This is a genomic window from Stenotrophomonas sp. Steno-Z1 (assembly GCF_056393175.1).
The window spans coordinates 83,039-99,895 of record NZ_JBWJPB010000011.1; the positions used below are offsets into that span (position 1 = coordinate 83,039).

General features: G+C 69.6%; 12 protein-coding genes. 9 read left to right on the forward strand and 3 right to left on the reverse strand.

Features of this window, described 5'->3' with window-relative positions; genetic code table 11:
- Positions 1 to 28: 28 nt before the first annotated feature.
- Positions 29 to 484, reverse strand: coding sequence for a MarR family winged helix-turn-helix transcriptional regulator (locus tag AC06FD_RS19265; protein WP_259208173.1), 456 nt, complete (start codon positions 482 to 484; stop codon positions 29 to 31).
- Positions 485 to 645: 161 nt separating this feature from the next.
- On the opposite strand from AC06FD_RS19265, the gene folE reads away from it, so the two are divergent.
- From folE to AC06FD_RS19285, 4 genes are all read left to right on the forward strand, one after another.
- A complete protein-coding gene (gene folE, locus AC06FD_RS19270; protein ID WP_228884867.1) occupies positions 646 to 1,248 on the forward strand; it encodes a GTP cyclohydrolase I FolE in 603 nt (200 codons plus the stop codon).
- Positions 1,249 to 1,342: 94 nt separating this feature from the next.
- The gene (locus AC06FD_RS19275; protein WP_259208178.1) at positions 1,343 to 2,812 is read left to right on the forward strand and encodes a DUF3375 domain-containing protein; all 1,470 of its coding nucleotides are present in this window, start codon (positions 1,343 to 1,345) and stop codon (positions 2,810 to 2,812) included.
- Positions 2,799 to 3,500: a DUF4194 domain-containing protein gene (locus AC06FD_RS19280; RefSeq protein WP_449335601.1), complete on the forward strand. Its 702-nt coding sequence runs from the start codon at positions 2,799 to 2,801 to the stop codon at positions 3,498 to 3,500. Before AC06FD_RS19275 ends, AC06FD_RS19280 begins: the two co-directional genes overlap by 14 nt.
- An 18-nt stretch (positions 3,501 to 3,518) precedes the next feature.
- A complete protein-coding gene (locus tag AC06FD_RS19285; protein WP_478048636.1) occupies positions 3,519 to 6,890 on the forward strand; it encodes an ATP-binding protein in 3,372 nt (1,123 codons plus the stop codon).
- 416 nt (positions 6,891 to 7,306) lie between these two features.
- Here the strand turns inward: AC06FD_RS19285 and AC06FD_RS19290 are convergent, their stop codons facing one another.
- On the reverse strand, positions 7,307 to 8,083 hold the full coding sequence (locus AC06FD_RS19290; RefSeq protein ID WP_259208184.1) for a sulfite exporter TauE/SafE family protein: 777 nt from the start codon (positions 8,081 to 8,083) through the stop codon (positions 7,307 to 7,309).
- Between the two features lie 116 nt (positions 8,084 to 8,199).
- Between AC06FD_RS19290 and AC06FD_RS19295 the strand changes: the two genes are divergently transcribed.
- The gene (locus tag AC06FD_RS19295; protein WP_478078661.1) at positions 8,200 to 8,589 is read left to right on the forward strand and encodes a YchJ family metal-binding protein; all 390 of its coding nucleotides are present in this window, start codon (positions 8,200 to 8,202) and stop codon (positions 8,587 to 8,589) included.
- Here the strand turns inward: AC06FD_RS19295 and AC06FD_RS19300 are convergent.
- The gene (locus tag AC06FD_RS19300; RefSeq protein ID WP_394164742.1) at positions 8,568 to 9,821 is read right to left on the reverse strand and encodes a GGDEF domain-containing protein; all 1,254 of its coding nucleotides are present in this window, start codon (positions 9,819 to 9,821) and stop codon (positions 8,568 to 8,570) included. The genes AC06FD_RS19295 and AC06FD_RS19300 overlap by 22 nt on opposite strands.
- 223 nt (positions 9,822 to 10,044) lie before the next feature.
- Between AC06FD_RS19300 and egtB the strand changes: the two genes are divergently transcribed.
- The 4 genes from egtB (at position 10,045) to AC06FD_RS19320 (ending at position 16,802) form a co-directional block, all read left to right on the forward strand.
- Positions 10,045 to 11,346: an ergothioneine biosynthesis protein EgtB gene (gene egtB / locus AC06FD_RS19305; protein WP_478078662.1), complete on the forward strand. Its 1,302-nt coding sequence runs from the start codon at positions 10,045 to 10,047 to the stop codon at positions 11,344 to 11,346.
- Entirely contained in the window at positions 11,343 to 12,317 is a 975-nt protein-coding gene (egtD, locus tag AC06FD_RS19310) for an L-histidine N(alpha)-methyltransferase (protein ID WP_478078663.1), read from the forward strand. Before egtB ends, egtD begins: the two co-directional genes overlap by 4 nt.
- Before the next feature lie 60 nt (positions 12,318 to 12,377).
- Positions 12,378 to 12,539 (forward strand): hypothetical protein, encoded by a 162-nt coding sequence (locus tag AC06FD_RS19315; RefSeq protein WP_478078664.1) that lies wholly within the window; start codon positions 12,378 to 12,380, stop codon positions 12,537 to 12,539.
- A gap of 138 nt (positions 12,540 to 12,677) precedes the next feature.
- Positions 12,678 to 16,802: a DUF4132 domain-containing protein gene (locus tag AC06FD_RS19320; RefSeq protein WP_478078665.1), complete on the forward strand. Its 4,125-nt coding sequence runs from the start codon at positions 12,678 to 12,680 to the stop codon at positions 16,800 to 16,802.
- Positions 16,803 to 16,857 lie beyond the last annotated feature (55 nt).

The following is a 16,857-nucleotide window of genomic DNA, read 5'->3' on the forward strand; positions in this document are numbered from 1 at the left end:
GCACCGGGCGGTACAGCGGCGCATCGGTTTACGTCACGCGGTCGGCCGCATCGGCCAGCAGCTGCCACAGCTTCAGCACGGTGCGCAGTTCATCCATGGACAGCGCGCCGAACACGTCCTCGCGCAGGCCGATCAACGCGGTCTCCAACTGGCTGACCAGGGCCTCGCCCTTGTCGGTGAGCCACAGCAGGTTGGCGCGGCGGTCGCTGGCGTCGCATTCGCGGCGGACCAGGTCGCTGGCCGACAGCTTGTCCAGCAGGCGCACCAGCGACGGGCCTTCCATGCCCAGCTGCTGGGCCAGCGTGACCTGGCGGATACCGCCGCCGGCCCGGCCGATCATCAACAGCGGCATCGTGCAGGCGGCTGAAATGCCATAGCTGCCCAGGGCCTGGTCGGCCAGGCGCTGCCACTGCCGCCCTGCATAGAGCAGGCCGGAGCTGAGCTGCATCTGCAGCTGGGTGCGTTCGTCGAGGGTACGTTTCATGGCAGATCGATAGGATACTACTAATTTCCATCCTATCAATACCCCCAGCCCAACCGCAGCCCAATGCCTGGCGCGCGCTGGCCGGCCCCGGGCCCGGCGCGGGGGGACGCCCGAGGGGTCTGTCGGGTACGATGCTCGCCCCCCTTCGGGTGCTGTATGTAATGAGCAAACAAGACAACGACGCCACCCCGGTCACCCAGGCCGATGCCGAATCGGCCGTGCGCACCCTGCTGCGCTGGGCCGGTGAAGACCCCACCCGCGAAGGCCTGCTGGATACCCCGCGGCGCGTGGCCGAGGCCTACGGCGACTGGTTCAGCGGCTACCGGGACGACCCGCGCGCCTACATGGAGCGCACCTTCGAGGAAGTGGCCGGCTACGATGAACTGATCGTGCTGCGCGACATCGAGTACGAAAGCCACTGCGAACACCACATGGCGCCGATCATCGGCCGCGTGCACGTCGGCTACCTGCCGGCCGGCAAGGTGGTGGGGATCAGCAAGCTGGCGCGGGTGGTCGAGGCCTATGCGCGTCGCTTCCAGGTCCAGGAAAAGATGACCGCGCAGATCGCCCAGTGCATCCAGGACGTGCTGCAGCCGATCGGCGTGGGCGTGGTGGTGGAAGGTGCGCACGAGTGCATGACCACCCGCGGCATCCACAAGCGCGGCGTCAGCATGGTCACCTCCAAGATGCTGGGCAGCTTCCGCGAGGATGCGCGCACCCGCGCCGAGTTCCTGCGCTTCATCGAAGTGGGCGGCAAGCGCTGAACCTGGCGCGCGCCCGGCACCGCGGTGCCGGGTCGTTCCCCTTCCTGCCGCGCGGCGTCTGGTCGCGCGGTGTTCTTCCGGATGTCCTGGCTGCATGAAGCACCGCGAACGCATCACCCGTTACCGCGCCCTGCGCGAACAGCCCCAGTGGAAGCTGCTGGCCGCCGCCAACGCCCCGGAGATCATCGGCCTGCTGCAGAGCCTGCTGATGGACGGGGAGCGCACGCTGCCGGCCGCCGCCCTGCACGAACGCCTGCAGCGGGCGCTGGACCAGCTCAACGGCGACGAACTGTCGCGTGAGCTGCCGCGTACCGCCCAGGCCTACATCGCCCATTGGCTGGCCCAGGGCTGGCTGGAGCGGCGCCTGCCCGAGGGCGCCGACCAGGAACAATACGAACTGTCCACCCAGGCCCTGCAGGCGATCCGCTTCGCCGACAGCCTGGAGCAGAGCCGCGTGGCCGCGACCGAAAGCCGGCTCGCGCTGGTGATCGAACAGCTCTCGCAGCTGGCCGCGCAGACCGAGTCCAACCCGGATGCACGGCTGTCGGCGCTGCGCGACGAACGCGACCGCATCGATGCCGAGATCGCCCGGGTTGGCGAAGGCCGGGTGGTGGCGCTGGATGGCAAGCGCGCGCTGGAGCGCGCGCGCCAGATCATCGGCCTGGCCGACGACCTCACCGAGGATTTCCGCCGCGTCCGCGATGACTTCGAACGCCTCAACCGCGAGTTCCGCGAGCGCATCATCGACGATGAAAGCGAACGTGGCGACGTGCTGTCCCGGTTGTTCGAAGGCGTGGACGTGATTGGCGACAGCGACGCCGGCCGCAGCTTCCAGGCCTTCTGGCGGCTGCTCAACGATGCCGAGCAGAGCGCCCAGCTCGACGCCGCGCTGGAGGCAGTGCTGGCGCGCGGCTTCGCGCGCAAGCTGGACCGCAACGAGCGCGCGTTCCTGCGCGGCTTCACCGCCACCATGCTCGACCGCGGCGGCCAGGTCCACGACGTGCTGCAGCACTTCGCGCGCAGCCTGCGTGGCTTCGTGCAGAGCCGTGGCTACCTGGAACAGCGCCGGCTCAACCAGCTGCTCAAGCAGGCGCAATCCGAAGCGCTGGCGCTGCGCGATGCGTTCTCCGCCCAGCGCCCGATCGGCCGCGACCTCCAGCTCACCACCAGCCGCCTGCGCTCCTGGTCGCAATGGAAGCTGCACGACCCGCGCAGCGCGCAGGTGGATGGCAGCGTGCAGCGCAACGACGCGGCCAGCATCAGCCTGGAAAGCGTCGGCGACCTGGTGGCGTCCTCGGAGATCGATTTCCGCACGCTGCGCCGCGACCTGCATGAACTGCTGGGTGCGCAGCCGAAACTGAGCATCGCCCAGGCCCTGTCGCAGCGCGAAGCGCCGCAGGGGCTGGGCAGCGTGATCGGCTACCTGTCGCTGGGCACCCGCCACGGCGTGGTGGTCGAAGGCGAGCAGGAAACCGCCCATTGGCGTGGCGGCGATGGACAGTGGCGACGCGCCCGCATCCCGCTGGTTTGGTTCACCCAGGAGAAACGCCATGAACTGGCATGAAGAGTCCCACGATGCCGCCCCGGTCGACGCGGTGGCAGACGATCACGACGCCGAACCGGTCGTGGTCACGCCGCTGCCGCGGCGTAGCAATGACGTGTTCTACCTGGGCGACACCGGCCGGCTGCCCCTCGATGGGCGCCGCGCGCTGTGCCAGCTGCTGATCGGCCCGAGCATCGACCAGTTGCGCCACGCCAAGCTGTGGCCGGCGTTGATCCGCAGCGAGGCGGCGATCCGCTCGGCGCTGTCGGACCTGTTCCTGGAACTGGTGCTCGACCGTGACAGCGGCGTGGCCTTCACCCGCCAGGCCGATACCGAGGACATCGACGCACCGGTGCTGCTGCGCAGCTCGCCGCTGACCTTCATCGACTCGGTGCTGTTGCTGTACCTGCGCCAGCAGCTGGCCGAAGCGGATGCGCGCGGCAACCGCGCGGTGGTGGCCGACACCGAGATGGCCGAAGCGCTGGCCATCTACGAGAAGAACCTGTCCACCGATCGGGCCGGCTTCAATCGCCGCGTCGCCGCCGCCGTGCAGAAGATGAAAGAGAACCACATCCTGACCCGCCTGGCCGGCCAGGACGACCGACACGAAGTGTCGCCGGCGCTGAAGCTGCTGTTCTCCGCCGAAGACGTCTCCGCGCTGTCCGCCGTGTACCGCCAGTTGCGCGACACCCCCGCTGCAAACGCCTGAACGGACCACCGATAACGCATGGCCATTTCCAAGCACACCCCCGCCCTGTTCACCGACGGGCTGCCGGATCCGCGGCTGCAGCAGTTCCGCATGCGCCGCCTGCAGGTGCACAACTGGGGCACCTTCAACGGCCTGACCGAAGTGCCCATCGCCGAGCGCGGCTTCCTGTTCGTGGGCCGCTCCGGCTCGGGCAAGTCGACTCTGCTCGACGCCATGTCGGCGATGCTGGTGCCGCCGTCGATCGTCGACTTCAACGCCGCCGCGCGTGAAGCCGAGCGCAGCGGCCGCGACCGCAACCTGGTCTCCTACGTGCGTGGCGCGTGGGCCGACCAGCAGGACCGCGGCACCGGCGAAATCGCCACCCAGTACCTGCGCAAGGGCGCGACCTGGACCGCACTGGTGCTGGAATACCGGGCCGGCGATGGCCGCGTGGTCAGCCTGGTGCGCCTGTTCTGGATCGCCGGCAACGGCGCGGCGGCCGCCGACGTGCGCAAGCACTACCTCATCGCCGAGCGTCCGTTCGATATCGCCAAGGACCTGGGCGGCTTCGACCTGGACCTGCGCAAGCTCAAGCAGCGCCTGGGCGACGTGCACCATTTCGACAGCTTCGTCGGCTACGCAGAGCGCTTCCGCCACCTGCTCGGCATCGACAATGAGATGGCGCTGCGCCTGCTGCACAAGACGCAGTCGGCCAAGAACCTGGGCGACCTGAACGTCTTCCTGCGTGACTTCATGCTGGACACGCCCAAGACCTTCGATGCCGCCGAGCGCCTGGTGAGCGACTTCGCCGAGCTCGATGGCGCGCACAAATCGGTGGTCACCGCGCGGCGCCAGGTCGAAACCCTGTTGCCCGCGCGTGCGCTGCATGCCGAGCTGAAGGCGATGAACCTGCAGCGTGCCGACGAGGAGACGCTGAAGCTCGGGCTGGACAGCTTCCGCGAATCGCGCCTGCAGCAGCTGCTGGAAAAGCGCCTGCAGGAGATCGATGTCCGCCACCGTGGCCTGCTCGGCGAAGAAACCCAGCGCCGCCAGGGGCTGGCCAACCATGAAGAGCACCTCGCCGAACTCGAGCTGCAGCGACGCCAGCAGGGCGGCGAGCGCATCGAGGAACTGGAGCGCGAACACGGGCGTGCCCAAGCCGAGCGCGACCGCCGCCAGGCAAAACGCGAGCAGGCCCGCCAGGCCGCGCAGACGCTGGGCGACGCGTTGCCCGACGACGCCCACGGCTTTGCCGAACTGATTGCTCGCGCGCAGGGCGAACTGGACAACCGCCAGCAGGCGGCCGCCGCGCTGGACGATGCCATTACCGAGCGGTTGTCCGGCAAACAGGACGACACGCGTCGCTTCGGCGATGTCCGTGCCGAGCTGGAGGCGATGGAGCGCAACCCGTCGAGCATTCCCGCGCCGCTGCAGAAGCTGCGCAGCCGCATGGCCGAGGAAACCGGCGTCCCCGAGGCGGCACTGCCGTTCGTGGGCGAGCTGGTCCAGGTCCGCCAGGAGGAGGGCGCCTGGCAGGGCGCGATCGAGCGCGTGCTGTTCGGCTTCGCGCAGTCGCTGCTGGTGGACGACAAGCATTACAACGAGGTCAATGCGTGGGTGAATCGCACCCAGCTTGGCATGCGGCTGACCTACTATCGCGTGCGTCGCAATGACGATGCCATTGCGCGCCAACCGTCGGCACGGTCGCTGCTGCACAAGCTGGAGTTCCGCGACAGCCCGTTCGAGCCGTGGCTGCGCCGCGAGCTCGGCAAGCGCTACGACTACGAGTGCGTCGAGGCAAAGCAGCTGCGCGACGTGGAACGGGGTATCTCGCGCGAAGGCCAGGTCAAGCACCCGGGCGACCGCTTCGAGAAGGATGACCGCAACGCGATCGGCGATCGCCGCCGCTGGCTGCTTGGCTTCAGCAATACGGAAAAACTGGCGGTGTTCCGCAAGGAAGCCCAGGAGCTTGCCCAGCGCATCGCTGCCTGCGACGAAGACGTCGCCCGGCTGCGCAGCCAGCGCGATCGTGACAACGACCGTCGCCTGGCCTGCAACCAGCTGGTGAACTTCGTCTGGGAAGAAGTGGATATCGCCACGGCGGTCCAGCGCCTGCAGGACATCGAGTCCTCGCTGCGCGAACTCAAGGAAGGCAACGCCGACCTGGCCCGGCTGGCCCAGCAGATCGACCAGGCCCGCGCGGATATCGCGCAGGCACGCCGCACCTACGAAGACACCCGGGTCGAGCTGGCCCAGCACGCCCGCGAGCGCGACAAGCTCGATGCCCAGCGCCAGCGCAGCCGTGCGCTGGTGCTGCCGGCGCTCGGCGCCACCCAGGAAGCGGGGCTGCAGCTGCGCCTGGAGCGGCTGGGGGGGCTGAGCCTGGAGACGCTGGAAGCGCACATGCGCGAGATCAGCAAGGGCATCAACGAGAGCCTCGCCGCCTCGCAGCAGGACGTGCACCGCGTCGAGACCCAGCTGGTGGCCTGCTTCCGTCGCTTCGCACAGGCATGGCCGGAAGAGTCCGGTGACTTCACCGCGTCGGTGGCCTCGGCCGAGGACTTCCTCGCCCGCCTGCAGCGCCTGGAGCGCGATGGCCTGCCGCAGCACGAAGAGCGCTTCTTCGACCTGTTGCAGAACCAGAGCAAGAACAACCTGCTGGCCCTGCAGCGGCACAGTGCCGAGGCACGCAAGTCGATCGGCCAGCGCCTGGACGAGGTCAATGCCTCGCTGGAGCAGGTGCCGTTCAACCGCGGCACGCTGCTGACCATCGAGCTCAGCGACCGGCGCCTGCCGGAGGTGCTGGAGTTCCACCAGCAGCTGCGCGAAGTGCTGTCGCACCACCAGACCGAAGAACGCGAGGTGGCCGAAGCGCAGTTCGCGGTGCTGCGTGAACTGGTCAAGCGCCTGGGCTCACAGGAAGGCGAAGACCGGCGCTGGCGCGAGAACGTGCTCGACGTGCGCCTGCATGTGGAATTCATCGGCGTCGAGCTCGATGCCGCTACCCGCCAGCAGGTCGAGATCTACCGCAGCGGCGCCGGCAAATCCGGTGGCCAGCGGCAGAAGCTGGCCACCACCTGCCTGGCGGCCGCGCTGCGCTACCAGCTCGGCGGCGCCGAAAGCCAGCTGCCCAGTTACGCTGCCGTGGTGCTCGACGAAGCCTTCGACAAGGCCGACAACGAGTTCACCGCGCTGGCGATGAACATCTTCGAGAACTTCGGTTTCCAGATGGTGGTGGCCACGCCGCTGAAGTCTGTGATGACGCTCGAACCGTTCATTGGCGGCGCCTGCTTCGTCGAAATCAGCGGCCGCCACGACTCCGGCGTGCTGCTGATCGAGTACGACGAGGAAGCCAAGCGCTTGAAGCTGCCCGAGCGCAGCCGCCAGCAGGACGCCGAACCGGTCGCCTGACCGGTCGGCACGCCTGCGCCGCACCGGCACAGGCAATCGCGCGCCCACAACGGCAACTCCCGCGCCGGCAACGGAAATCCTGAGCCGGCACCGGAAAACCCGCGCCGGCACCGCAATCCCGCACCGGCACCGGAAATCCCGCACGGACAACGGAATCCCGCACGGGCACCGGAAATCCCGCACGCGCAATGGAATCCCGCACCGGCACCCGAATCCCGCACGCGCAACGGAATCCCGCGCCGGCACCGGAAATCCCGCGCCGGCAACGGAAATCCTGCACGGGCAACGGAATCCCGCACCGGCACCGGAAATCCCGCATCCGCACCAGAAATCCCGCACCCACGTAGAGCCGACCGTTGGTCGGCTGCTCCATCACCGGTCGCCAACCCCGGCGCCCCGGCACTCCGCTCTACGCGTTACCCGGCAAACGTATCCCAGCCCATCCGCGCGATCAGCACCACCACCAGGCCGACGAACAATTTGCGGATGAAGGGCGTGCCGCCCCGCAGCGCCAGTCGCGTGCCCACCACCGAGCCGATGATGTTGGCGGCGGCCATCGGCAACGCGAACAGCCACAGGATGTTGCCGGTCGGCACGAAGAACGAAATGGCGGCCACGTTGGTCGCCAGGTTCACCACCTTCGAGGCGGCCGAGGCACGCAGGAAATCCAGGCCGAAGAAGCGCACGAACAGGAAGATCAGGAAGCTGCCCGTACCCGGCCCGAAGAAGCCGTCGTAGAACCCGATCACCGCACCGATCGCCAAGGCCGTGACCAGCTCCTTGCGCCCGATCTCGCGCGGCCGGTGCAGCGCGCCGAAATCCTTCTTCCACAGCGTGTAGCCGAGCATCGCCACCAGCAGGACCAGCACCAGCGGACGCACCGCATCCTTGGGCAGCAAACTCACCGCCGTGGCGCCGGCAAAGGAGAACACGAAGGCGGTGCCCGCCGCGAACAGCACCGGTCGCCACGGGAAGCGCACGTTGCGCGCATAGCGGAACGCGGCCGCAGCGGTGCCGAACATCGAGCTGAACTTGTTGGTGCCAAACAGCATCGCCGGGGTGTGCTGCGGCAGCACCGTGAACAGACCGGGCAACTGCACCAGCCCGCCGCCGCCCACGGCCGCATCGACCAGGCCGGCGATGAAGGCGATCGCCACCAACCACAACAGCTCAGGGGGAACCAGCTCGAACACGGCGACACCGCAACGCAAGGCGCGCCAGCATACGCCTGGCCCCCAGCACCCGGTAGAGCCGACCGTTGGTCGGCTGCCCCGACATCGGCACAGGCCAAACGCGCGACAATGCCCGCATGAGCAATCCCGACCCCTGTCCCTGCGGCCGCCCCCTGGCCTACACCGCCTGCTGTGGCCTCTATCACGCCGGCGCCCACGCCCCCGACGCCGAGGCCCTGATGCGCTCGCGCTACAGCGCCTACGTCAAACAGCTGCCGGACTACCTGCTGGCCAGCTGGCATCCGTCCACGCGCCCGGACGCGCTGTCGCTGGACGAACCGGCCCACCAACGCACCCAGTGGCTCGGCCTGACCCTCCACCAGCACACCGTCTCCGACCTGGACCACGCACAGGTCGACTTCACCGCCCGCTACAGAATCGGCGGCGGCAGCGCGGTCAAGATGCGCGAACACAGCCGCTTCGTCCGCGAAGACGGCCGCTGGTTCTACCTCGACGCGCTGCCCTGAGCCGCCTCGCGGCTGCGCACCGCCACCGGCCGCTGCTGGCCGTGGGCGCGCACGCAGTTGCGCCCGGCATCCTTGGCCGCGTACAGCGCCTGGTCGGCCGCCTTGATCACCGCCTGGGCGTCGTCGCCCGCGCGGTGGTCGGCCATGCCGATGCTCACCGTCACCTGCACCACCGTGCCGCCGCCGCCGCGGCCACGCTGCAGGCGGCCCACCGCGTCGTCCTGCGCGCGCGCGGCGCGGTCGCGCAGCTGCAGCCGGGTGGCCTCCACCGTCGCCCGGACCGCCTCCACCGCCTCCACGCAGGCCGGGGCGGGGCGGTCCAGGAACACCAGGGCGAATTCCTCGCCGCCGTAGCGGAAGGCCCGCCCGCCGCCGCCCACCTCGGCCAGCCGCGTGGCCACCAGCTTGAGCACGTCATCGCCATTGTCGTGGCCATGGGTATCGTTGAAGCGCTTGAAGTGGTCCACGTCCACCATCGCGATCGTGTAGGTCGCGCCCACCCGTTGCAGGCACTCGTTCAAGGCGCGGCGCCCGGGCAGCCCGGTCAGCTCGTCGCGGTAGGCCATGTGGAAGGATTCCTGCAGCATCGCCGACACGATCAGCAGCAGCGCGGTGCTGGCCAGTGCCGGCAGCAGCGCCGGCGACAGGAACACCCGCGGCAGCATCGCCCATACCACCAGCAGCGCGATCAGCATCGCCGTATGCAGCGGCCGCGGCTGCCGCAGTGCCTGCACGCCCAGGCCGACCAGGGCCGCCACGAACACCAGCGTGGGCAGCTGCGCCAGCCGGCTCCAGCCGGTCGGCAGCCACGCCCAATGGTGGTCCGAGAGCAGGTCATGCATGCCCTGCGGCCCCTGCGCGGCAAGCAGGGCGAACACGCCTACCGCCGCGCCACTGACCACCCCGCGCAGCAGCAGGTCCTGGCGCAGTCGGCCGCGCTCGGGCCACAGCCCATGCAGCGCGAACAGCAGCGGCAGCCACAGCGAGACCGAGTGGAACAGCAGCGGTGTCAGCGCGGTGACCGCACCGGTGTTGAGGAAGCTGCCGACCAGGCCATGCAGCATCGCGAACGCCAGCGCGATCGCCAGCAGCAGGCACACCGCGCGCACGCGGTTGTAGATCAGGCCCAGGCCGATGCCCAGGCAGGTCAGCACCAGCGGCAGGATCCGGTGCACGGGGCTGCCCACCTCATCGGCCGGCGTGGCCCACCACAGTCCCAGCCCCACCAGCATGGCGGGCAGCAGGAACAGGTAATGGCCAGGCTGGCGTAGCAGGTGGTTGCGCAAGGACGGTTCCACGGGTGTGGGCCGGCGCGCCATGGCTGCACGTGCAAACCGGACCACACAGGCGATGGTCTTCCCGATAGCGGCCGCTGCGTATTCAACTTGAGTGCGTCACATGATCTGAGCCTTGCCATGACATGCCGCTCACCGCGGCTGGCCGATCCTGAGCGCGATGAATACCGCCGTCGCCTCCGCACCGCCGCCCGCCACAACGCATGACGCAGCACTGGCCGTCCGCTACGCCGGGATCCGCGCGCGCAGCGTGGCGCTGGCCGCCCCGCTCAGCCCCGAAGACGCCATGGTGCAGAGCATGGCCGACGCCAGCCCGAGCAAATGGCACCTGGCCCACACCACCTGGTTCTTCGAACGTTTCGTGCTGGGCAGCCGGCCCGACCACGCCCCCTTCGACGCCGACTGGCACTACCTCTTCAACAGCTATTACCAGAGCATCGGCCCGGCGCACGCGCGGCCGCAGCGCGGCCTGCTGTCGCGCCCGTCACTGGTGCAGGTGCTGGAGTACCGGGCCCGGGTCGACCAGCAGGTCATCGCCCTGTTGCAGGCCGACGCGCTCGACCCGCAGGCGCGCCACCAGCTGCTGCTCGGCCTGCATCACGAACAGCAGCACCAGGAACTGCTGCTCACCGACATCAAGCACGCGCTGTGGAGCAATCCCCTGCAGCCGGCCTACCGCGACGACCTTGCCCGCCACGAGGCGCCCGCCATTCCACTGGAGTGGCGCGACGCCCCCGAGCAGATCGTCGAGATCGGGGCGCCGGCCTGGCCCACGCACCCTGCCTTCGCCTACGACAACGAATCCCCCGTGCATCGCGTGCTGGTCCCGGCCCACGCGCTGGCCAACCGTCCGGTCAGCAACGCCGAGTACCGTGCGTTCATCGAGGCCGGCGGCTACCGCGACGTCACCCTGTGGATGAGCGAAGGCTGGGCGCTGTGCCAGGCCGAAGGCTGGCAGCACCCGCTGTACTGGGACGACGCGCTGGAACGCGAGTTCACCCTGGGCGGCTGGCAGCGATTGGATCGGCATGCGCCGGTCTGCCACCTCAGCTATTTCGAGGCCGACGCCTATGCGCGTTGGCAAGGCGCGCGCCTGCCCACCGAGTTCGAATGGGAAGCCGCCGCCGCCGGCCAGCCAGCGCACGGCCATTTCGCCGACGCCGACCGGCTGCATCCCGGTGGCGCCAGCGCGCCAGGGCAGGGCACCGACACCGCCTTGTTGCAGCTGTTCGGCGACGTCTGGGAATGGACCAGCAGCGCCTACGGCGCCTATCCGGGCTTTCGCCCCTTTGCCGGCAACCTCGGCGAATACAACGGTAAATTCATGAACGGCCAATGGATCCTGCGCGGCGGCAGCTGCGTGACCCCCGAGGGGCATGTACGTGCCAGCTACCGCAACTTCTTCGCACCGTCGGCGCGCTGGCAGTTCTCCGGCCTGCGCCTGGCGCGGGACCCGGCATGAGTACGGTAAGCGACGCGCTCGAGGCGCTGACCGACCTGCAGCCGGACCGTGCGCGGATCACCGCCGACATCCTGCAGGGGTTGTCCCAGCGGCCGCGCCAGTTGCCATCCAAGTACTTCTACGACGCACGCGGCTCGGCCCTGTTCGAACAGATCACCCGCCAGCCCGAGTACTACCCCACGCGCACGGAACTGCACCTGCTGCAGGACTGCGCCGCCGATATCGCCAGCGTGGTCGGCCCGCGCCTGCACGTGGTCGAACTGGGCAGCGGCAGCGGCCGCAAGACCGAACTGCTGCTGCACGCGCTGGCCGACCCGGTGGCCTACACGCCCATCGAGATCTCGCGCGCCGCCCTGCTGGCCAGCATCGCGCGGCTGGCCGTGGCCCTGCCGGACATTGAAATGCTCCCGGTCTGCGCCGACTTCACCGGCCCGGTGCAGGTGCCCGAGCCCCAGCGTGAGCCCGCACGCCGGCTGGTGTTCTTCCCCGGCTCCACCCTGGGCAACTTCGCCGCGCCCGAGGCCGTCAGGCTGCTGCAGGCGATGCGCCAGACCATGGGCGCTGATGGCATGGCCCTGATCGGCATCGACCTGCACAAGGACCCGGCGCTGATCGAAGCGGCGTACAACGATGCCGCCGGCGTCACCGCCGCGTTCACCCTCAACCTGTTGGCAAGGCTCAACCGCGAAATCGGCAGCGACTTCGACCTGGACGCCTTCCAGCACCGCGCCCGCTACAGCGTGGAGCGGCTGCGGATCGAGACCGAGCTGGTCAGTACCCGCGCGCAGACCGTGGACGTGGCCGGGCAACCGTTCGACTTCGCCGAGGGCGAGGCGATGACCGTGGAATACAGCCACAAGTACACCGAGGCCGCGTTCGCGGCGCTGGTGGCCCAGGCGGGCCTGCAGGTCTGCACGCGCTGGAACGCCCGCGATCCCGCCTTCGAGCTCGCGCTGCTGCGCCCGGTCTGACGCACTCCCGCCGCGGCGCACTGGCTGCTCACCACCGCGCGGGATCCGCAGGCCATCGCCGTGGCGATCGAACAGCACAAAAAGACCCCCCAAGTTCTGGGACGATGCCCGCTTCGTGACCACCGTGCTGATCCAACCCGGCGTGGACGCAGTGTCGCGCCCGCGCTCGATGCCATTGCCGTGAGCGAACTGATCCGCGACCTGGAAGCCCTGCGCGCCTGAGCCGCCTCTCCGGCGCACGCTGCACCGCCGGTAGTGCGCTGGCGGTCATGCGGGGGCTGCCGTTCGCCGATATGCTATGGACGCATGGAAGCGGTTGCGTTGTGGCCACCGCGCAGGCCAGGGAGTAGTACGGACGTGATGCGTCGATTCGAACTCGTGGAAGGTACCGCCAGCAAGTTCTGGGAAGTGGAGCAGGACGGCAGCGACTTGAACGTGCGCTGGGGGCGCATCGGCACGCAGGGGCAAAGCCAGACCAAGTCCTTCGCCGATGCCGCCAAGGCCGCGTCGGCGCTGACCAGGCTGGTCAACGAAAAAACCGGCAAGGGCTACAGTGAAACCGGTGCCGCGGCCACGCCCGCGATCGCTGCCACCGCGCCAGCCACGGCCGCGCCGCGCGCCGCCAGGGCGCCCCAGCCTGCCGCCGCTGCACCTGCACCTGCACCTGCACCTGCACCCAGCGTTGCCCCTGCGGCCCCCACGCCGGTGGCCAACGCCGATGAAGAGGCGGCAACGGCCTTCGAGCATATCCGCCAGGCGCTGCTGACCGGCGCGCTTGCACCGGGCGAGTCGCTCACCGTCACCGGCCTGCGTCGCCGCGCCGGGGTCAGCGAGGTGGGCGCCCAGCTCGCCTATGCGGCGCTCCGGGACGCGGGGATGGTCAGTCGCTGGAGCACCCAGATTGCCAAGGATGCACCGGCCGCCGCGGCCAACCCCGGGGCGGACTGCTTCACCGCCGTTCCGGTGGCCGCGGCGGACCTGCCGCATGACCCCAGCCTGCCGCCGTGGCTCGCCCAGGGCGCGCCGGTGCGCATCACCCCGCAGCACCTGGCGTTGATGTATGCCTCGCGTCGCTTCCCGGCCCGATTGCCCGCGCACGACCCGGCCGCCCTGTGGCAGGCCTTCGCCACCCAGCTCAACGTGGATGTCGATGAGGTGCGTAGCGACCCGGCCCTGCTGCCGGCCCTGCGCAGGATGGTCGAACGACTGCGTGCCCAGGTGCCTGCGCCGGACCGCGATGCCGACCTGATGCTGCTGGTGATCGCGCTCAACAACCACTACGGGCACGAAGCACTGTTCGCCGACACGGTGCATTGGCTGGTGGCCAGCCACGGCCTGGAGCAGGTGGTGGCGATGCTGCTGGATGCGCAGCACATCCAGATCGCCAGCGAGTACGACCATTCCACCCAGCGGCATACCCTGCGCTTCCATGGCCAGGTCGATGAGCCGTTCGGTTCGCGCTGGAGCGCCCCGCTGGGTGCGGCCGAGGATGCGCTGCGCAGCCATCTGTCGGTGGCCGACGAAGCGGTGTGGCAGGCCTGCGTGGAGCGCATCGGTGGTCATCTGCCGCACGTGGTGGCCTGCCGGCAGCCGGCGTTGCTGTTGCTGCTGCCCGACGCACCTGCGCTGGCCCACGCGCTTCTGTTGGCGCCGGGCGCCGCTGCGGCGCTGCACGAAAGCGCCCATTGGCTGATGACCATCGCCACCGATCCGGCCGCCTGCGCGGTGGCCATGCGCCTGCGGCCCAACGAAAAATTCTGGAACCATGCGCGTTTCGCCGCCACGGTGCTGGTGGAACGCGGCGTGGCGGCACTGCCGTTGCTGGCGACCGGCGCCATCGTCGAAGAAGCCGGCGATGCGCTCGCCCATATCGGTCTCCCCGATGCGGTGGACGCGTTGGCGCGTGCGGCCAGCAGTTCCAAGCATGCGCTGGCCCGGCTGGGGCTGGCGGTCAATCGCTGGCCGGAGGCCGCGCTGGTGGCCATCTCGCGCGTGGTCGCCGCCGGTGGCAAGGACGCCGGCCTGCTCACCCCGACGCTGGTGCAGCTGCTGCGCGCGATGGGCGAGCGCGTCGTGGCCGTGGAGCCGTGGATCGAGCCGGCCGCGCTGGCCGTGATCCAGCGCCAGCGGGCCCTGCTTGGCGGACCGCAGGAGACGGCAGGGCACGACGAACTGCCGCCGGTGCTCGCCGCCGCGCCCTGGCGCCAGCCGCGTACGCGCCAGGCGCAGGCCGTGCTGGACGTGCCATTGCTGCCGGTCGAGCCGGTGGAGCACTGGGCGCCGGGCACACGCGACGCGGCGATGCAGCTGGGCAACTGGCAGGCACAGCGCATGCAGGAGTGCCGCCAGCAGCCAACGCGCGCCGCCGACGAGATCGGCTTCACCCTGCGCGATGAGGCGCTCAAGGCGCTGAACGCCCAGGCTGCCGCGGCCATCGTGGTGCGCGATACCGCGCAGCTGGTGAGCCTGTGGCGGGACATGGTCGCCGTGCGCCGCCGCAGCCAGTATTACTGGTTCTGCCTCTACCCCGAATACATCGACGCCCTGCCCGAGGGCATGGCCGCGCCGTTCTGGAATGCGATCGCCGGCGAAACCGAAAGCGGCAGCATCTCGCGCATGGTCGCATCGCATGGCCTGGCGGTACTGCCCGCCCTGATCACCATGGTCCGCAGCAAACCCACCGACTGCATGGCCGATGCGCTGCATGTCGGTGCGGTGGAACTGGCCCTGCCGGCCGCACGCGCGTTCGCCAGGCTCAAGACCGTGCGCGACATCGGCCGTCAGTGGCTGCTTACTTACCCCGAACACGCCGCTGCCGGCCTGCTCCCCGCGGCCTTCGGCAAGGCCGGCGAGCTGCGCGACAGTGCCGGTGCCGGCGTGCGCCTGCTCGCGGCCCAGGGCCATGAAGCGGTGTTGCGCGAGGTGGCCGCGCGGCATGGCCGCGACGACGTGATGCAGGCGCTGCAGCAGGTGCTCGACGACGACCCGCTGCAGCGCTATCCCACCCGGCGCAGCAAGCTGCCCGAGTTCTGGGCGCCCAGCGGCTGGCGACGGCCGCTGTTGCACAACGGCAAGGCGCTCGGCGAGGAGGCCATCGACCTGCTCGGCGAAATGCTTACCTTCCCCACCAACGAAGAGGTCTACGCCGGCATCGGCCAGGTGATCGCGGCCTGCCGCCCCGACAGCCTCGCCGACTTTGCCTGGGACCTGTTCGGTGCCTGGCTCAATGCGGGTGGGTCCGGCAAGGAAAGCTGGGTGCTGACCGCGCAGGGCCTGCTCGGCAACGACGACACCGCCCGCCGCCTCACGCCCTTCATCCGCACCTGGCCGGGCGAGGCCGCGCATGCCCGTGCGGTGTTGGGGCTGGATGTGCTGGCGACCATCGGTACCGACGTGGCGCTGATGCAGATCAACGGCATCGCGCAGAAGATCAAGTTCAAGGGCCTGCAGGACAAGGCCCGCGAGAAGATCGCGGCGATCGCCGAGGCACGCCAGCTCACCACCGAAGAACTGGAGGACCGTCTCGCCCCGGACCTGGACCTGGACGAACACGGCACCCTGCGCTTGGAGTTTGGTCCGCGCGCCTTCAAGGTCGGGTTCGACGAAGCGCTCAAGCCCTACGTGCGCGAGATCCTCGCCAGTGGCGACGGCCCGCGCCTGGAAGATCTGCCCAAACCGAAGAAGAGCGATGACCCCGCGCTGGCCAAGGCCAGTGTCGAGCGCTTCAAGACGTTGAAGAAAGACGTGCGCACCATCGCCAGCCAGCAGGTGCTGCGCCTGGAGCTGGCCATGTGCGCGCGCCGGCGCTGGACTCCGGCCCTGTACCGCGCGTTCCTGGTCGAGCACCCGCTGCTGCGCCACCTGGTGCAGCGCCTGGTTTGGGGCGTGTACGCGGTCAGCGACGGCCAGTCGCATGGCGGCACCCTGCAGGCCTGCTTCCGGGTGGCCGAGGATGGCAGTTTCACCGACGCCAACGACGATCCGTTCGACCTGCCCGAGGGCGAGGCGGTGCGCATCGGCGTGCCGCATGCGCTGGAGCTGTCGGCCGCCGATGCCGCCGCGTTCGGCCAGGTGTTGGCCGACTACGAACTGCTGCAGCCGTTCGCGCAGATCGGCCGCGACACCTACACCCTGCGGGCCGACGAACACCCGCAGGACAAGCTGCTGCGCTGGAAGGGCGCCAAAGTGCCCACCGGCCGCGTGCTCGGCCTGGTCAACAAGGGCTGGCGTCGCGGCATGGCCCAGGACGGCGGCGGCATCTGGTACTTCACCAAGCCGCTGGCCAACGGCAAGGTGATCGAGCTGCTGCTCGATCCGGGCATCATCGTGGGCATGGTCAACGAATACCCCGAACAGGAACTGGGTGACGTGCAGTTCGGCTCCCCCGGTGCCTGGGGCGACATGCAGCAGGCCGACCCGTTGTCCGGCCTGGACCCGATCGCCGCCAGCGAACTGATCCGCGACCTGGAGGCGCTGCGCGCCTGAGCCCTGCGGGCCGCACCGCCGGCGTGGCCCGCCTCCCACCCGAACGCGCGCGCCC

Excerpts from the sequence above, each read along its gene's own strand:
- AC06FD_RS19300 (WP_394164742.1), bottom strand. The coding sequence starts at position 9,821 with ATGCTGGTGGGGCTGGGACTGTGGTGGGCCACGCCGGCCGATGAGGTG.
- AC06FD_RS19295 (WP_478078661.1), top strand. The coding sequence starts at position 8,200 with ATGAGCAATCCCGACCCCTGTCCCTGCGGCCGCCCCCTGGCCTACACC.
- AC06FD_RS19280 (WP_449335601.1), top strand. The coding sequence starts at position 2,799 with ATGAACTGGCATGAAGAGTCCCACGATGCCGCCCCGGTCGACGCGGTG.
- AC06FD_RS19265 (WP_259208173.1), bottom strand. The coding sequence starts at position 484 with ATGAAACGTACCCTCGACGAACGCACCCAGCTGCAGATGCAGCTCAGC.
- egtD (WP_478078663.1), top strand. The coding sequence starts at position 11,343 with ATGAGTACGGTAAGCGACGCGCTCGAGGCGCTGACCGACCTGCAGCCG.
- AC06FD_RS19275 (WP_259208178.1), top strand. The coding sequence starts at position 1,343 with ATGAAGCACCGCGAACGCATCACCCGTTACCGCGCCCTGCGCGAACAG.
- AC06FD_RS19285 (WP_478048636.1), top strand. The coding sequence starts at position 3,519 with ATGGCCATTTCCAAGCACACCCCCGCCCTGTTCACCGACGGGCTGCCG.
- folE (WP_228884867.1), top strand. The coding sequence starts at position 646 with ATGAGCAAACAAGACAACGACGCCACCCCGGTCACCCAGGCCGATGCC.
- AC06FD_RS19320 (WP_478078665.1), top strand. The coding sequence starts at position 12,678 with ATGCGTCGATTCGAACTCGTGGAAGGTACCGCCAGCAAGTTCTGGGAA.
- egtB (WP_478078662.1), top strand. The coding sequence starts at position 10,045 with ATGAATACCGCCGTCGCCTCCGCACCGCCGCCCGCCACAACGCATGAC.